The organism is Actinoallomurus iriomotensis, assembly GCF_030269445.1.
Classification (GTDB): Bacteria; Actinomycetota; Actinomycetes; order Streptosporangiales; family Streptosporangiaceae; genus Actinoallomurus; species Actinoallomurus iriomotensis.
This window is the reverse complement of record NZ_BSTJ01000008.1, coordinates 240,258-255,663: the sequence shown is the minus strand read 5'-3', so window position 1 is coordinate 255,663 and position 15,406 is coordinate 240,258. Positions and strand designations below refer to the sequence as shown.

Sequence of the window (15,406 nt, the reverse complement as noted above, 5' to 3'; positions counted from 1 at the left end):
GCGCGCGCCGGGGAGGGGGCGCCGGCATCAGCGGTGCAGGGGCTGCTCGCCGTCGCGCTGAGCGGGGATCTTCGGCGGCTCGGCCATGGCCGCGATCGCCTCGAGGAGGTCGTCCGGGCCGCCGCCCGGCTCCTCGTAGTGCCAGAAGCGAACGATGCGTTCGGCGGGCAGCGGGAGCCGGAACTCGCCGTCGGTGAAGGTGCCGGCCTCGCTGAGGCGATCGAGGACCGGCGCGTCGTCGGGCAGCTCGGCGGCGTACGCGGCGGCGTTGAGCAGCGCCACCGCACTCCGCGCGTTGCGACCCTCGTCATGGTCGTCGGAACGGTTGAGACGCCACCAGGCGTAACGGCGGAGGCATTCAGCGATCATGAAGGTCTTTCGCACGCCGGTTCTCCTTGAGAAAGCATTCACATAGCTTCATAACGCACAGTAGTCGACTGATCACTTCTTGTCCTCCCGCGTCGCCCGGCGTCGCAAGGATCTACGCGCTCTTGCCCATGACCGTACGGATCAGCGATTCATCCCTCCGACGGCCGCCGCCCTGTTCGGAGGACCCGGCGCAGGGATCCGGAACGGTGGGCGGTCGAGCCGGTGGCAGGGCGGGCGTCTCCGCCGGGACTCGGCGAGGCCGCGGACACGGGGCACCTCTGTACGGGTTCTTATGTGAGCGAAATTCTCTGCTCACATAAGAACGCTTCTACGCGGCCAGGGTGCGCGTCCAGGTTGGCGGTCTTCGCCGCCCGGCGACACGTCGCGGACCGCGGCAGCGGTCCGCAGAAACACCGGTCACCCCAGATCGGCCAAGCCCTCGCGGCACGCGTACGTCACGACCACGGGTACGCGCCCAGCTTGACGGTCCTCGCCGCCCGGCGGCACGTCGCGGGCCGCGGCGACCGTCCGCAGAAACACCCGTCAGCCCACGCCGGCCAAACCCCCGCGATACGCGTCCGTCACGGCCACGGGTACGCGCCCAGCTTGACGGTCCTGGGCGCCCGGCGGCACGTCACGGGCCCCGGCGACCGTCCGCAGGAGCACCGGTCAGCCCAGGTCGGCCAGGCCCTTGCGGTACGCGTACGTCACGGCCTGGGCGCGGTCGCGTAGGCCGGCCTTGGCGAAGAGGTTGTTGATGTGGGTCTTGACCGTCGCCTCGCTGATGAACAGTTCGCGGGCGATCTCGGCGTTCGAGCGGCCCGCGGCGATCAGGGTCAGGACCTCGGCCTCGCGCTGGGTCAGGCCGTCCGGGAGATCGCCTCTGCGGCGGCGGGACGGCTGGCCGCCGGTGGCGAGGGCGTCGACCAGGCGGCGCTGGACCGACGGGTCGAGCTGGGCGTCGCCGCCGCGTACCGCGTCGATCGCCCGGGCGATCTCGTCCGCGCCCGCGTCCTTGGTGAGGTAGCCCCGCGCGCCCGCCTGGAGGGCGGCGAAGACCGACTCGTCGTCGCTGTACGTCGTCAGGACGACGATCTGCACCGCCGGGTACTCCGTCTTGATGCGCCGGGTGGCCTCCACGCCGTCCACGCGCGGCATGCGGAGATCCATCAGGACCACGTCGGGGCGGTGTTCGGCGACCAGGCGCAGGGCCTCCTCGCCGTCTCGGGCGGACCCGACGACCTCCAGGCCCGGCAGCAGGCCGAGCAGCAGCACCAGCCCGTCGCGTACGACGGTCTGGTCATCGACCACCAGGACACGCGTCACAGCGGCACCCGCAGCAGCACCCTGAACCCCTTCTCCACCGGACCCGCCTCCAGTGTGCCGCCGATCAACTCGGCGCGCTCACGCATTCCGACCAGACCGTATCCTCCGCCGCTCCCCGCGAGCGGGCCGGGTTCGCCGCCCGAGTCGGTGACCTCCAGTTCGCACCACCCGTCGATGTAGCGCAGCGCGACCATGACCGCCGCGCCCGGCGCGTGCTTGCGGACGTTCGTCAGCGCCTCCTGCGCGGTGCGGATCACGGCGAGGCTCGCCTTCGCCTCCAGGTCCCGGGGTTCGCCCTCGACCTTCAGGTCGCAGACGGCGTCAGCGAGGAGCCGGTGTTCGTCGGTGAGCTCGCGCAGCACCACGTCCATCGGCGGGATGTCGCCGCGCAGGGTGGCCAGGGCGCGCCGTGTCTCCTCCAGACCGCTACGGGCCAGGCCGCGGGCGCGTTCGACCCGGTCCAGCGCCTCGTCCGTACGGCCGCTGACCATGAGCAGCCGCGCCCCCTCCAGGTGGACGAGCTGGGCGGACAGCGAGTGCGCGAGGATGTCGTGGATCTCCCGGGCGATGCGGGAGCGCTCGGCCAGGATGAGGTTCTGCTGCTCGGTCAGCCGCGCCGCCTCGCGCGTACGGCCGGCCCGGATTCCGGTGAACATCCCCAGCATGCCGACGATCGTCCACAGCTCGCCGAGTGGACGGCCCTCGGCCAGAACGCCGACCATCATCCCGACCGATCCGACCGCCGCCGTCGGGAGGGAGCGCAGCATCGACGCGCTCGAACCGGCGAACCCGACACAGGCGAAGATCAAGGCATTCCCCGGGCGCTCGGGCGCGATGGCGTACAGCGCGACTCCCGCGCCGGCCCCGGCCAGGTAGAAGATCCAGCTGCATGCCGGGACGCGGCGGGATGTCATCAGCGCGAGGAGGAGACAGCCGGCCCCGGCGACGCTCACGGCGGTGAGTGCCAGGTCGGCGCCGTGCAGCCCGGCGTGCGGGCGGCCGGAATGTCCGTGCTCGCGCAGCATCGCGTACAAGAACCACGTGGTCGCGGCGGCGACGATGGCGACGCGCAGGTACGGGCTGTCCCGGGAGTGAGGACCCGGCCGGCACGCCGGCCACAGCCGGGCGCCGAGCCGGCTTCGAAACTCTGCCATCACGGTTGCACGCTAACCCTGCCCGGGAGCTCGCGGGACCGCCAGCCGATGACCGCGTTCTGGGCGAGCAGCCACGCCGCGACCGAGATGAGCACCGTCCCGCTCCCCGGCCGGGCTCCGGCCGCGTGCCCGAGGGCGTACAGACCACCGCGTACGGCGATCGACGCCATGAACACTCCGAAGGTCGCCCAGGTCCCCCGGCTCCACAGGGAACCGTCCGCCTCCCGCCATACGTGCGTGGTCGCCCCGAGGCCGAGTCCGAGCAGCAGGGCCGCGGCGATCTCGGCGGCGAGCAGGCCGGTGCTGAGCTCGGCGTGATGCGCGTCGATCAGATGGCCCTGCGCGATGCCGACGACGCCGATGATGAGCGGAAGCACCAGCAACCGCCGTTCGTCGACCCGCCGCCGGGTGAACCGGCGCACGATCACGAGTACGACGACGGCGACGACGATCAGTGCGTTGAGAACCTCATGCATGGTCTCGACGGTAGGAAGCGCCGGGCCGGTGCGGATCGGCGCGCGGATGGAGCTTGCCCGGCTCCACCCCCGGGTGGAGCCGGGCCGCGACCCGGTCTACGGGCGACCCGTCGGGTCAGATGTCGATGCGGGCCTCATCCAGCTCGGCGGCGCCGCCCGAGATGAACTCGCGCCTCGGGCCCACCTCCGAACCCATCAGCAGTTTGAAGATGCTCGCGGCCTCCTCGGCATCCTCGATGCGGATGCGTCGGAGCATGCGGTGGCGGGGGTCCATCGTGGTCTCGGCCAGCTGGTCGGCGTCCATCTCGCCGAGGCCCTTGTAGCGCTGGATGGGTTCCTTCCAGCGGACCGAGCGGCGCTCGAACTCCACGAGCTTCTTGCGGAGCTCCGCGTCGGAGTAGGTGTAGACGTGCTTGTCCTGCCCCTTTTTGGGGTTGGTCAGCTCGATGCGGTGCAGCGGCGGCACGGCGGCGAAGACGCGGCCCGCCTCCAGCATCGGGCGCATGTAGCGGTAGAGCAGCGTCAGCAGCAGGGTGCGGATGTGCGCGCCGTCGACGTCGGCGTCGGCCATCAGGATGATGCGGCCGTAGCGGGCCGAGTCGAGGTCGAAGGTGCGGCCCGAGCCGGCGCCGACGACCTGGATGATCGAGGCGCACTCGACGTTTTTCAGCACGTCGGTCACGGAGGCCTTCTGCACGTTGAGGATCTTGCCTCGGATCGGCAGCAGCGCCTGGAACTCGGAGTTGCGTGCCAGCTTGGCGGTGCCGAGCGCCGAGTCGCCCTCGACGATGAACAGCTCGCTGCGGTCGTCGGCGGTGCGGCAGTCGACCAGCTTGGCCGGAAGCGCGGAGTTCTCCAACGCGCTCTTGCGGCGCTGGGTCTCGCGCTGCTGGCGGGCGGCGATGCGCGCCTTGGAGGCCGCGACGACCTTCTCCAGCACGGCGCGCATCTGCTGCTTCTGGCCGCGCTTGGGGTTGTCGAACGCGTCCTTCAGCTCGCGGCCGACGACCTGGGAGACGATGCGCGTCGCCGCGGAGGTGCCCAGGACCTCCTTGGTCTGGCCCTCGAACTGCGGCTCGGGCAGGCGCACGGTCACCACGGCGGTCAGGCCTTCGAGGACGTCGTCCTTGATGACCGGGTCGTCGCCGTTCTTCATCAGCTTTGTGGCGCGGAGCTGGTCGTTCAGCACCTTGACCATGGCCCGGTCGAAGCCGGCCACGTGGGTGCCGCCCTTGGGCGTGGCGATCACGTTGACGAACGACCTGGTGATCGTTTCGTAGCCGGTGCCCCAGCGCAGCGCGACGTCGACGTCGATGTCGCGCTCGACGTCGGTCGGCGTGAGGTGGCCCTGGTCGTCGAGAACCGGGACGGTCTCGGTGAAGTGGCCGCGGCCCTGCAGGCGCAGCACGTCGGAGACCGGCTCGTCGGTGGCCAGGTGGTCGCAGAACTCGCTGATGCCGCCGTCGAAGCGGAATTCGTGCTCGGCGACCTCATCGCCGCGCTCGTCCCGTACGGCGATGGTGAGGCCCGGCACGAGGAAGGCGGTCTGGCGCATCCGGTCGACGACGGTGTCGCTGCTGATCGACGCGTCCTTGAGGAAGATCTGGCGGTCGGGCCAGAAACGCGTGCGCGTGCCGGTGATGCGCTTGGCGACCCGCTTGACCTGGTGGAGCCCGTGCCGCTTGGCGGGCTTCTTGGTGAACTTGGCGTCGGGGCCCTCGCCGGCGAAGTCGCCGGGCAGCCCGCGCTTGAAGCTCATCGCGTGCGTGTGCCCGTCGCGGTCGACCTCGACGTCGAGGCGCGCGGACAGGGCGTTGACCACCGAGGCGCCGACGCCGTGCAGACCACCGGAGGCCGTGTAGGAGATGCCGCCGAACTTGCCGCCGGCGTGCAGCCGCGTCATGACCAGCTCGACGCCGGTCAGGCCGGTCTTGGGCTCGGCGTCGACCGGGATGCCGCGCCCGTCGTCGCCGACCTCCATCGAGCCGTCGGCGTGCAGCGTGACCTCGATGCGCGAGCAGTGGCCACCGAGAGCCTCGTCGACGGAGTTGTCGATGATCTCCCAGAGGCAGTGCATGAGACCGCGGCTGTCGGTCGACCCGATGTACATTCCGGGCCGCTTGCGTACGGCCTCCAGTCCTTCGAGCACCGAAAGGTGCCGCGCGGTGTATCCGTGCGGATCCTCAGCGGTGATTGTGGCGGCGGTCAACGGCTTTGCTCCTCGGGGGTAGGACGTGCGGCAGCAGGCTACCCGTCAGCGCCGACAGTAGCCGACCGGCGCGCCGTTCCGTCCGCCCTCCACCGGTGGTTGCAGATCGCGAAGCTCCACCTTTCGTAGGTGGTTACGCCCGGATATGCGCCTCTAGGGTCCTTGACCATGTCCAACACGATTGTCGCCAATGACCTGCGTAAGCGCTATGGCGACGTGAACGCCGTCGACGGTGTCTCCCTGACCGTCGAGGCCGGCGAGTTCTTCGGCATCCTGGGGCCGAACGGGGCCGGCAAGACCACGACGCTCGAGATCATCGAGGGCCTGCGGCAGGCCGACGCCGGGGAGATCTCGGTGTTCGGGCAGTCCCCGTGGCCGCGCAACCCCGCGCTGCTGCCGCGGATGGGCGTGCAGTTGCAGGCGTCGGCCTTCTTCGAGCGGCTCACCGCGCGGGAACAGCTGCGCACGTTCGGCTCCCTGTACGGCGTCCCGGGCCGCAAGGCGGACGAGATGCTGGAGGTCGTCGGCCTGAGCGACAAGGCCGACACGCAGGTGGAGAAGCTGTCGGGCGGCCAGGCGCAGCGCCTGTCGATCGCCTGCGCACTGGTGCACGAGCCGGAGCTGGTGTTCCTGGACGAGCCCACCGCCGCCCTCGACCCGCAGGCGCGCCGCAACCTCTGGGACGTGCTGCGCGCGATCAACACCGACGGCCGCACCGTCGTTCTCACCACCCACTACATGGACGAGGCCGAGGTGCTCTGCGACCGGGTCGCGATCATGGACCACGGCCGGATCCTGCGCAGCGGCGCGCCGGCCACCCTCGTACGGGGCCTGGACTCGGCCGCGCGCGTCAGCGTGGCCAGCGGGGTCATGAACGCCGACGAGGCCCGTACGCTCCCGGGCGCCGACGAGGTGACCGACGACGAGGTCTCGCTGACCATCTCCACGCGGGACGCGCCGAAGGTGGTCGCCGCGCTCGCCGAGCGCGGCGCCCTGGAGGGCGTGCAGATCAAGGGCGCCACGCTCGAGGACGTCTTCCTCGACCTGACCGGAAGGGAATACCGGGCGTGAGTAGTTTCAAGAGTCTGGCCTCGGCGATGTTCCTCGGGCTCCGGCGGGACCGGGGGGCGCTGTTCTTCACGATCGCGCTGCCGCTGCTGTTCCTGGTGGCCATCGGGGGGTTGTTCGCCCAGCAGTCGACGCCGAAGTCGAAGGTGCTGGAGATCGGCTCGGTCGGCGTGGTCGACCAGATGCCGGCCGCCATGCGGGCCGACTTCGGGAAGTCGTTCAAGGTCACCAGGATCTCGGACCGGAACGCGGCGCTGGAGAAGGTCAAGAAGGGCGACTACGACGCCGCGCTCGAACAGGTCGGCGACCAGGTCGTCGTCCACTTCTCCGCGGCCGACCAGGTGAAGTCGGGCACCGTTCAGGGCCAGGTCAACGGCCTCGTACAGGCCGCGAACCAGGCCGCCTCCGGACAGGCGCCGAAGTATCGGCTGCGGGCCGAGCAGGTCGAGGACAAGTCGCTGAAGGCGATCCAGTACATCACCCCGGGGGTGCTCGGCTGGGCGCTCGCCTCGGCGGGCATGTTCGGCGCGTCCACCACACTCGTCACATGGCGCACGAAAGGCATCCTGCGCCGTCTCCGCCTGTCCCCCGTGCCGATCCGCACGGTCTTCGCCGCGCGGGTCGCGGTCAGCCTGGGCATGGCGCTGGTGCAGACCGTGCTGTTCATCGGGGTGGCCACCCTGCCGTTCTTCGGGTTGAAGCTGTCGCACTACTGGTGGATGGCGATCCCGATGGTGCTGTGCGGGGTGCTGGCGTTCCTGGCGATCGGCATGCTGATCGGAGCGTGGGCGAAGACGCAGGAGTCCGCGCAGGCGGTCAGCCAGATGGTCGTACTGCCGATGGCGTTCCTCGGCGGGTCGTTCTTCCCCGTCGACGAGGCGCCAAAATGGCTGCGTGTCGTCTCGGAGATCTTCCCTCTGCGCCACCTGAACGATGGCATGCTGAAGGTCATGGCCCGGGGCGCCGGACCGGCCTCCGTCCTCCCGCAACTGGGGATCCTGCTGGCCTTCGCGCTGGTCGCGACGATCGTGGCGGTCCGGGTCTTCCGATGGGAACAAATCTGAACATTGATCGCGAGGGTGACCTTTGTCACCTCCGGGGCTATTCCGCTCTCGGCGTACACAGAACCCGCATGGGAACGCTCACGTCCGGTTAGATGTTGTCCTAAGCGACCGACCCCGAGACGAGGAAGGCGACGTGACTGGAGCTCTTGCCCCGACCAAGCCGCTGACGGCCGCGGACCGCTGCGACCGCTGCGGTGCCCAGGCCTATGTCCGCGCGATCCTCGCGGGCGGCGGCGAGTTGCTGTTCTGCGCCCACCACGGCCGCAAGTACGGTGAGTCCCTCCGTGCCGCGGGCGCCGAGATTCACGACGAAACCGACCGGCTGCTTGAGACCCCTGCCACCGCAGCTGCCGAAGAAGAGCGGTAGGCCAGGCGAGCCGTATTCATAACCGAGGAGACGGCGGTTGCCCATCCGGGCGGCCGCCGTCTCAGCTTCTGTTGGTGAGCCCTCCCGGGCTCCTGGGGGGACGATGCTGATCCTGCTGCCGCCGTCCGAGGGCAAGGCCGCCGAGGGAGACGGGCCGCCGCTCGACCTGGCCGGCCTCGCCTTCCCCGAGCTCACCCGGACCCGCGAACGCGTGCTCACCGCCCTCGAGCGGGTCTGCGCGGGCCGCGAGGCCCGAGCGCGCGAGTGGCTGGGCCTGTCGCCGGGGCAGACCGGCGAGATCGAGCGCAACACCCGGCTGCGGGACGCGCCGACGCTGCCCGCCGCCCGGCTCTACACGGGCGTGCTGTACGACAACCTCGGCCTCGCCGACCTCGACCCGGAGCGTACGGCGCGGTCCGTCCTGATCTTCTCGGGCCTCTGGGGCGCGCTGAGGACCACCGACCACGTGCCCCCTTACCGGCTTGCCATGGGGGCGCGACTGCCCCGCCTGGGCGCTCTGGCGGCCGTCTGGCGGCCGGTCCTGACCGCCGCCCTGCCGACGGAGGGCCTGATCGTGGACATGCGCTCGGCCCCGTACGCCGCGGCGTGGCGCCCGGAGGCGGTGAGAGTGCGAGTGTTCCGCGAGCAGGACGGCCGCCGGACCGTGGTGAGCCACATGGCCAAGGCCACCCGCGGCGCGGTCGCTCGCGACCTGCTCCGGGGCGCCGCCGATCCGGCGACGCCCGAGGAACTGGTGAAGACCCTGATGGACCTGGGGTACACCGCCGAGCTGAACGGCGCCGACGTGGACGTCATCGCCGGCTGAACCACCGATACGGCGAAGGGCCCGCCGGAAGCGGGCCCTTCGTCGTATGCGATCTAGTCGAGGTAGTCCCGCAGCACCTGGGAGCGCGACGGGTGGCGGAGCTTGGACATGGTCTTGGACTCGATCTGGCGGATCCGCTCGCGGGTCACGCCGTAGACCTTGCCGATCTCGTCGAGGGTCTTCGGCTGGCCGTCCGTGAGGCCGAACCGCATGGAGACCACGCCCGCCTCGCGCTCGCTGAGGGTGTCGAGCACCGAGTGCAGCTGCTCCTGCAGCAGCGTGAAGCTCACCGCGTCGGCCGGCACGATCGCCTCGGAGTCCTCGATGAGGTCACCGAACTCACTGTCACCGTCCTCACCGAGAGGCGTGTGCAGCGAAATGGGCTCACGGCCGTACTTCTGGACCTCGACCACCTTCTCAGGCGTCATGTCGAGCTCCTTGGCCAGCTCCTCCGGGGTCGGCTCGCGGCCGAGGTCCTGGAGCATCTGACGCTGGACTCGGGCCAGCTTGTTGATGACCTCCACCATGTGGACCGGGATGCGGATCGTACGGGCCTGGTCGGCCATCGCACGGGTGATCGCCTGCCGGATCCACCAGGTGGCGTAGGTGGAGAACTTGTAACCCTTGGTGTAGTCGAACTTCTCGACGGCGCGGATCAGACCGAGGTTGCCCTCCTGGATGAGGTCCAGGAACAGCATGCCGCGGCCCGTGTAGCGCTTGGCGAGGGAGACGACGAGACGGAGGTTGGCCTCGAGCAGGTGGTTCTTGGCCCGGCGGCCGTCCTCGGCGATCCACTCGAGGTCGTCCAGCACCTGGAACTCGAGGGTCTCGCGCTCGAGGGCGAGCTTCTCCTCGGCGAACAGGCCGGCCTCGATGCGCTTGGCGAGCTCGACCTCCTGCTCGGCGTTGAGGAGCGGGACCTTACCGATCTGCTTGAGGTAGTCCTTGACGGGGTCGGCGGTCGCGCCGGCGGCCGCGATCTGCTGCGCCGGGGCGTCCTCGTCGTCGTCGCCGATGACGAACGACTCGTCCTCGGACGTCGGGCCCTTCTTCTCCGCGGCGGGAGCGGGGGCCTCCTCGGGCTCGGACTCCGAAGCGGAGTCGTCGCCGTCCACACTCTCGTCGGAGTCGTCGCTCTCCAGGTCGGCGGCCTCGACGTCGTCGCCGAGGTCGTTCAGGTCCGCCTCGTCGATGTCGGTGACCTCGAGGTCGACGTCGCCGACGTCCTCTCCGTCCTCAGGCTCCTTCTCGGCCTTGGCGGACGGCTGGGGAGCGGCCTTCTTCGTCGGGGTGGCCTTCTTGGGCTTGGCGGCGCTCTTCTTGGCTCGGGCAGGCTTCACCGGCACCTCGGAGGCGTCCTCGTCGACGACCGCGGTCACCGAGTCCTGCTCTTTGGTGGCGGCGGTCGTCTTGGTCTTCTTGGTCGCGGGCGTCGCGCGCTTACTGCTGTTGCGCGCGCGCTTCGGCGCCGCGGAGTCGGCAGCGCTCACCATGACGGTCACACCCTCCTTGCTAAGACTCCGCAAGATGCTCGAGGCCTTCGACACGGGAATGTCGGCCTCCTCGAACGCACGGCGCACATCGTCAGCCTCGAGGTAGCCCTGGTTTCGCCCACGCTCGATCAATTGCCTGACAACGCTCTCGTGCAGCTCGGACGGCTTGGAGGTCGAACTCGCAGGCGACACAAACACCTCTCGAACGAACGTGTGGCTATGTTGACCCAGTGCTGTATCGGGCGCCGGCCCCTTCGGAGCTTTGCGTTGGGCAGCGTACCTCTCTCGATCTAGCATTCTGGCACGCCCGCCTATTCCGCACGGTGGAGTCCGGCCCGGTGACCACCACCTTAGAGGGCTCGGGGTGGTCCTTCGTACGTGCTACGCCGTCTTCGGTGGAACATGTAGGGCAAGTACGGTCACGTCATCATCATGGTCATACCCGGCCAGCATCCGATCCACCAGGAAGTCGACAAGTATCTCAGGATCCGCGAGCACCTCGGGCGGAGCATCGGCGGCGATGGCCACGATCTCGTCGAGGCCGGCGTCGAGTCCCCGTCTTCGGTTCTCCACAAGTCCATCGGAGTAGAACACCACAGTGTTGCCGGGTGGAACGGAAAACTTTGTCTGATGTCGCTGTGAGGGCCAGCCGAGCGGGGTGCCGGCCTCGGCCGTACTGACCTCGGGACGCCGGTCGGGGTAGATGAACAGGGGCGGCAGGTGCCCCGCGTTGCTGATCACGCCCTCGCCGGTGGCCGGGTCGATCACGGCGTACGCCAGGGTGGTGATCTGCTCCATGCCCTCGGTGGCCGAGAAGAGCCGGTCGAGGCCCGAGAGGACCGCGGCGGGCCGCGGATCGTTGAGCGCGAGCGCCCGCAGGGCGTTGCGCACGCGGCCCATTCCGGCGGCGGCCTTCACGCCCTTGCCCATGACGTCGCCGATCACGATCGCCACCCGGTCGTCCTGGAGCGGGAACGCGTCGTACCAGTCGCCGCCGACCTGTACGTGACGTGTCGCGGGCTGGTAGCGGGCGGCGAGCCGCATGGGCGGGAGCTGGGGAAGCTGGTCGGGCAGCAGGCTGCGCTGGAGCGCCTCGGCGGTCTTGTGCTCGCGCTCGAACAGCGTGGCGCGCTCGACCGCCAGCGCGCACTGGCCGGCGAGCGCCTCGAGGAAGACCCGCTCCTCCTCGGTGATCTCACGCGGCCGGGTGAAGGAGAACCGGAGGGCGCCGAGCGCGCGGCCGGCGGCCAGCAGCGGCAGGCCCACCCAGGCGCGCTCGTCGGTGACCTGGACGAACGCGTCGATCTCCTCGGCCTGGATCTGGAGGCGCAGGCTGGTGGGGTTCTCGGCGAGGAACGGGCGCCGTTCGCGTACGGCGACCGACATGACGCTCGGGTCCTCGACGCCGATCTCCTCGCGGGCCGGGCCCGGAAGCTCGGGGATGCCGCCCGGCGTGATCGTACGGAGCCGCACCTTGTCGTCGTCGAGCAGCGCCACCGCGGAACGGTCGGCGCCGATCGCGGACCGGCCGACCTCGGTGATCACAGCGACGACCTGGTTGACCGTCAGCGCCTCGGCCAGCATGGACGTGGCCTGCTGGAGCCGGGCCGTACGGAGCGCCGCGGCGGAGAGCTGCTCGGTGAGCCGCCCGCGCATCTCCTCGGCCTCGCGCTTGCCGGTGACGTCGGTGTTCGCTCCGACCCACTCGACGATCTCGCCCTCGCGCCGGATCGGCACCGCGCGTACGTCGTAGTTGCGGTAGCCGCCGGCCCGTGTACGGATGCGGTAGGTCGCCTCGAAGATCCGATCACCGGCCACGCAGGCCTGCCACGCCTCCTCGATGCGGGCGCGGTCCTCGCTGTGCACCGCGCCCAGCCAGCCGTCGGCGGCGTACTCCTCGTGCGTCTGGCCGGTGATCGCGCGCCACTCGGGCGCGTCGTCGACGACCTTCCCGGTCGGCATGGTCACCCAGACGACCTGGGAGCTGGCCTCCACCAGGGAGCGGTAGCGCTCCTCCTTGCGGCGGATCGCGGTCTCGGCGAGCACGCGGTCGGTGACGTCCACGACGACGAGGACGACACCGGTGATCTCACCGTCGGCGGCGTGCGCCGGCAACCAGGAGTACGCCCAGTGCCGCCCGCCGATCTCCAGATCGACGTCGAGCACCGGACGGTCTTCGTCGACGACCTTGCGCACGGCGGTCTCGACGATCTCGCCGAACTTCTCGGAGAGGACCTCGGACGGCTTCTTGCCCTCGAGGTCGGCGACGGCGACTCCGTGCAGGCGGGCCAGCGAGTGGTTGACCCGCTTGAAACGCAGGTCGGTATCGAAGAGCGCGAACCCGATCGGAGCCTCCCGTAGCAACGTGGCGAACAGCGCCGAGTCCGACGCGTCGAGACCGGAGAGCCGGGGATGCGGCACGGACGTATCGGCGCTCATGCTAGACACCTCCGTCGCGCGCCCGGCCCTACTGCTAGGCATTTCCGCATCACTATGGGTGAATGGGAGCAGGCTAGCGCTCCCGTCCTCCATCACAACACCGCTCGGAGTCAGGTTTTCATCATCTCGATGGTTCGCCGCCGACGGAAGTCCCGTTCGGCATCGTTATCGTCGGCCGCTGACGAACACGGCCCATACCCGCCCGGCCGGCGGCACGGCAGGAGACCGCGCATCCGGCGGAAGAGATGATAAGCGCCAGCAGGGGCCCGGCGGGCGAGATCTCCGATCTCGGCGAGTCACGCCTCCTCGTGGGGAGACGGCTTCAGCAGTGCGGATGCGGGTCCGATGTGGGCCGGATGTGGACCGACATGGAATACGGACGCCGTAATGGCGAATATCGGCAATTCTTAATTACCTCATCTTTTCGGCGATGGCCCTGCCCAGAGGCGGAATGCCGGGCATGACCATCGACGACGATGTTTGTACATGTGCTGTCGCACGTGCAAACGCACGTGCTTTGGCGGGGTCGCGTGGGTGCGGTGCCCGAACGGTGCGATCGGTGAAGATGGTGGGCGTGTCGCGGGGCTCGACAGGGCTCGTGCCGGGTATCGCCCTGAAGCCGGGCGCCCGGGACCGGAGCGACGGGGAGACACACCTCTTCTTGGTACGGGGACGACACGCGCAGCCGCTCGGCGGGGTTCGTGCCCGGTCCTGCTGGGCGTCCCGCCGCACCCGCGGTTCGGCTCGCTTGGGGCGGTTACTTCTTCGCGGCGGCCTTCAACTGCTGTTTGTAGCTGCGGACCAGGCCGAGCGACTCCTCGTCGACGATGTCGGCGACCGAGCGGTGCGAGGACTCCTCGCCGTACGGGCCGGCCGCCTCGCGCCAGCCCTCCGGGCGTACGTTCAGTCGTTTGCCGAGCAGGGCGACGAAGATCTTGGCCTTCTGCTCGCCGAAGCCCGGCAGGTCTCCCACGCGCTTCAGCAGGTCCGGGCCTGTCGTCGCTTCCGTCCAGACCCGGGACGCGTCGCCGTCGTAGCGGTCGACCAGGACCTGGCACAGCGCCTGTACCCGCGCGGCCATCGCCTTGGGGAAGCGGTGCAGGGCCGGGCGTTCGCCGAAGACGGCCACGAGCTTGTCCGGGTCGTGGTCGGCCAGTTCCTCGGCCGTCGGGTCGTGGCCCAGCCGGCGGGCCAGGTCGGCCGGGGCCGCGAACGCGCGTTCGAGCGGCACCTGCTGGTCCAGCAGCATCGCGATCAGCAGGGCCAGCGGGCTGCGGTTGAGCAGCGCGTTGGCCTCCGGCGCGATGGGCAGCGATACCGTCACGGCGTCCTCCAGAGTCCCCCGGCACCTCGCGTTCTCCCTCATCATCCTGGCAGAGGGCGCTCGGAGCCCGCGGCGGCGGCTCACCGCGGGATCCGGTTCCGGCTCACTCCCGGCTCCGCCACAGGATCAGCGCGACGATCGCGTACGGCACGGCGGCCAGGGCGAACAGCGGGCCGGCGGCGAGCCTGGAGGAGCCCAGCCCGTAGCCGACGAAGGTCAGCACCGCCACGACCTCGGTCCCAAAGCCCGCCACGGACGTGATCGTCGCCCGCGCGCCGTCGGAGATCTGTTCCTGCAACCTCAGGTCGGCGGCGACGATCGCCCACTGGAAGGCGCCGAACGCCACCGCGACCGCCACCAGCCCGGCCGGCCGGCCCGACCAGGCGCCCACCGCCAGGAGCGACGAGGCCGCGGCCAGGACCGGCCCCACCCACGTGGTGCCCCGGCCGCCCAGCCAGCCTCCGGCCGCGACGCCGGCCGTGACCACGAGCACCAGCAGCGGCACGGTCGCCGCCCCGGCGCCGGTCGCCTTCGCCAGCAGCGGCACGTACTCGTCCAGCGCGTCCACTCCGGACACCAGTGCGACGACGAGCAGGCGGCGCCGGACCTCCGGGGCGCCGCGCAGTTCGGCGAGGCCCGAGCGGAGCACCGCGCCGTACCGCTTTTCTTCCTGGTCCTCTTCCCGGGCGCCGTCACCGCGGGACTCGGGGAAGGAACGGCCCACGGGCACGCCCAGCAGGGCGACGGCCACGCTCGCCAGGCCCACGGCGCGGTATCCGCCCAGGTGCAGGACCGGGGACGCCAGGGCCGTCGCCGCCATGACGGCGGTCGTGCCGACGGCCCTCGACCGGCCGATGAGCCGCCCGTACGCGTCGGAGGAGCCGAGGCGGGTGAGTTCGTCGTAGACCAGGGCCTGCAGGGCCCCGGAGCGCACGGCCCCGCCGGCGCCCCACAGCACGAAGCCGAGCGCGAAGAAGGGATAGGACGGCAGGAACGTCCACAGGGCGTAGCCGGCGGCGGTGAGACCGGGCGCCAGGGTCAGCAGCAGGCGCCGGGAGAAGGCGTCCGCCCAGATCCCCGACGGCACGTCGATCACGAACGAGCTGACCGACCACAGGATGAACAGGGACGAGATCTCCGCCGCGGACAGCCCGGCGTCGGCGAACAGCACCGCGTACACCGGGTAGAACAGGACGAAGTCCTCGAAGAACGCGTAGGCGTAGAGCCTGCGCGCGAGCCGGGACTCAGGTGAAGATCAATGTCGCCACGTCATGCCCGCAGGCTACGACGG

At 70.2% G+C, this 15,406-nt stretch carries 13 protein-coding genes; 4 read left to right on the top strand and 9 right to left on the bottom strand.

The features are described from left to right. Window positions 1-27: 27 nt before the first annotated feature. The 5 genes from QSK37_RS30775 to QSK37_RS30755 all read right to left on the bottom strand — a co-directional run bounded on the left by QSK37_RS30775 (window position 28) and on the right by QSK37_RS30755 (window position 5,534). Window positions 28-384 (bottom strand): hypothetical protein, encoded by a 357-nt coding sequence (locus QSK37_RS30775; RefSeq protein ID WP_285580161.1) that lies wholly within the window; start codon window positions 382-384, stop codon window positions 28-30. 654 nt (window positions 385-1,038) lie between these two features. Further along, window positions 1,039-1,695 carry a response regulator transcription factor gene (locus tag QSK37_RS30770; protein WP_285580163.1) on the bottom strand — a complete coding sequence of 219 codons (657 nt, stop codon included), beginning with the start codon at window positions 1,693-1,695 and terminating at the stop codon, window positions 1,039-1,041. Beyond that, window positions 1,692-2,849: a histidine kinase gene (locus QSK37_RS30765; protein WP_285628141.1), complete on the bottom strand. Its 1,158-nt coding sequence runs from the start codon at window positions 2,847-2,849 to the stop codon at window positions 1,692-1,694. The genes QSK37_RS30770 and QSK37_RS30765 overlap by 4 nt, the downstream gene beginning before the upstream one ends. Further along, entirely contained in the window at window positions 2,849-3,325 is a 477-nt protein-coding gene (locus QSK37_RS30760) for a CcdC protein domain-containing protein (protein ID WP_285628139.1), read from the bottom strand. The genes QSK37_RS30765 and QSK37_RS30760 overlap by 1 nt, the downstream gene beginning before the upstream one ends. A gap of 115 nt (window positions 3,326-3,440) precedes the next feature. Next, on the bottom strand, window positions 3,441-5,534 hold the full coding sequence (locus QSK37_RS30755) for a DNA gyrase/topoisomerase IV subunit B (RefSeq protein ID WP_285628137.1): 2,094 nt from the start codon (window positions 5,532-5,534) through the stop codon (window positions 3,441-3,443). Window positions 5,535-5,702: 168 nt separating this feature from the next. Between QSK37_RS30755 and QSK37_RS30750 the strand changes: the two genes are divergently transcribed. From QSK37_RS30750 to QSK37_RS30735, 4 genes are all read left to right on the top strand, one after another. After that, window positions 5,703-6,605 carry an ABC transporter ATP-binding protein gene (locus QSK37_RS30750; RefSeq protein WP_285628134.1) on the top strand — a complete coding sequence of 301 codons (903 nt, stop codon included), beginning with the start codon at window positions 5,703-5,705 and terminating at the stop codon, window positions 6,603-6,605. Continuing rightward, on the top strand, window positions 6,602-7,666 hold the full coding sequence (locus QSK37_RS30745; protein ID WP_285628131.1) for an ABC transporter permease: 1,065 nt from the start codon (window positions 6,602-6,604) through the stop codon (window positions 7,664-7,666). The genes QSK37_RS30750 and QSK37_RS30745 overlap by 4 nt, the downstream gene beginning before the upstream one ends. A 133-nt stretch (window positions 7,667-7,799) precedes the next feature. Continuing rightward, window positions 7,800-8,033: a DUF7455 domain-containing protein gene (locus QSK37_RS30740; RefSeq protein WP_285580169.1), complete on the top strand. Its 234-nt coding sequence runs from the start codon at window positions 7,800-7,802 to the stop codon at window positions 8,031-8,033. 103 nt (window positions 8,034-8,136) lie between these two features. Further along, window positions 8,137-8,859: a YaaA family protein gene (locus QSK37_RS30735; RefSeq protein WP_285628128.1), complete on the top strand. Its 723-nt coding sequence runs from the start codon at window positions 8,137-8,139 to the stop codon at window positions 8,857-8,859. Window positions 8,860-8,912: 53 nt separating this feature from the next. On the opposite strand, the gene QSK37_RS30730 is transcribed toward QSK37_RS30735, so the two are convergent. The 4 genes from QSK37_RS30730 to QSK37_RS30715 form a co-directional block, all read right to left on the bottom strand. Next, entirely contained in the window at window positions 8,913-10,544 is a 1,632-nt protein-coding gene (locus tag QSK37_RS30730; protein ID WP_285628126.1) for an RNA polymerase sigma factor, read from the bottom strand. Between the two features lie 189 nt (window positions 10,545-10,733). After that, the gene (locus QSK37_RS30725; protein ID WP_285580174.1) at window positions 10,734-12,791 is read right to left on the bottom strand and encodes a SpoIIE family protein phosphatase; all 2,058 of its coding nucleotides are present in this window, start codon (window positions 12,789-12,791) and stop codon (window positions 10,734-10,736) included. Between the two features lie 757 nt (window positions 12,792-13,548). Continuing rightward, the gene (locus tag QSK37_RS30720) at window positions 13,549-14,115 is read right to left on the bottom strand and encodes an HhH-GPD-type base excision DNA repair protein (RefSeq protein WP_285580176.1); all 567 of its coding nucleotides are present in this window, start codon (window positions 14,113-14,115) and stop codon (window positions 13,549-13,551) included. A 103-nt stretch (window positions 14,116-14,218) separates the two neighbouring features. Then, the gene (locus QSK37_RS30715) at window positions 14,219-15,307 is read right to left on the bottom strand and encodes an MFS transporter (protein WP_349498005.1); all 1,089 of its coding nucleotides are present in this window, start codon (window positions 15,305-15,307) and stop codon (window positions 14,219-14,221) included. Between the last annotated feature and the right edge of the window lie 99 nt (window positions 15,308-15,406).

What these genes read in the sequence shown, in the direction of transcription:
- QSK37_RS30735 (WP_285628128.1), top strand. Translation starts at nt 8,137, where the DNA reads ATGCTGATCCTGCTGCCGCCGTCCGAGGGCAAGGCCGCCGAGGGAGAC.
- QSK37_RS30765 (WP_285628141.1), bottom strand. Translation starts at nt 2,849, where the DNA reads ATGGCAGAGTTTCGAAGCCGGCTCGGCGCCCGGCTGTGGCCGGCGTGC.
- QSK37_RS30760 (WP_285628139.1), bottom strand. Translation starts at nt 3,325, where the DNA reads ATGCATGAGGTTCTCAACGCACTGATCGTCGTCGCCGTCGTCGTACTC.
- QSK37_RS30750 (WP_285628134.1), top strand. Translation starts at nt 5,703, where the DNA reads ATGTCCAACACGATTGTCGCCAATGACCTGCGTAAGCGCTATGGCGAC.
- QSK37_RS30725 (WP_285580174.1), bottom strand. Translation starts at nt 12,791, where the DNA reads ATGAGCGCCGATACGTCCGTGCCGCATCCCCGGCTCTCCGGTCTCGAC.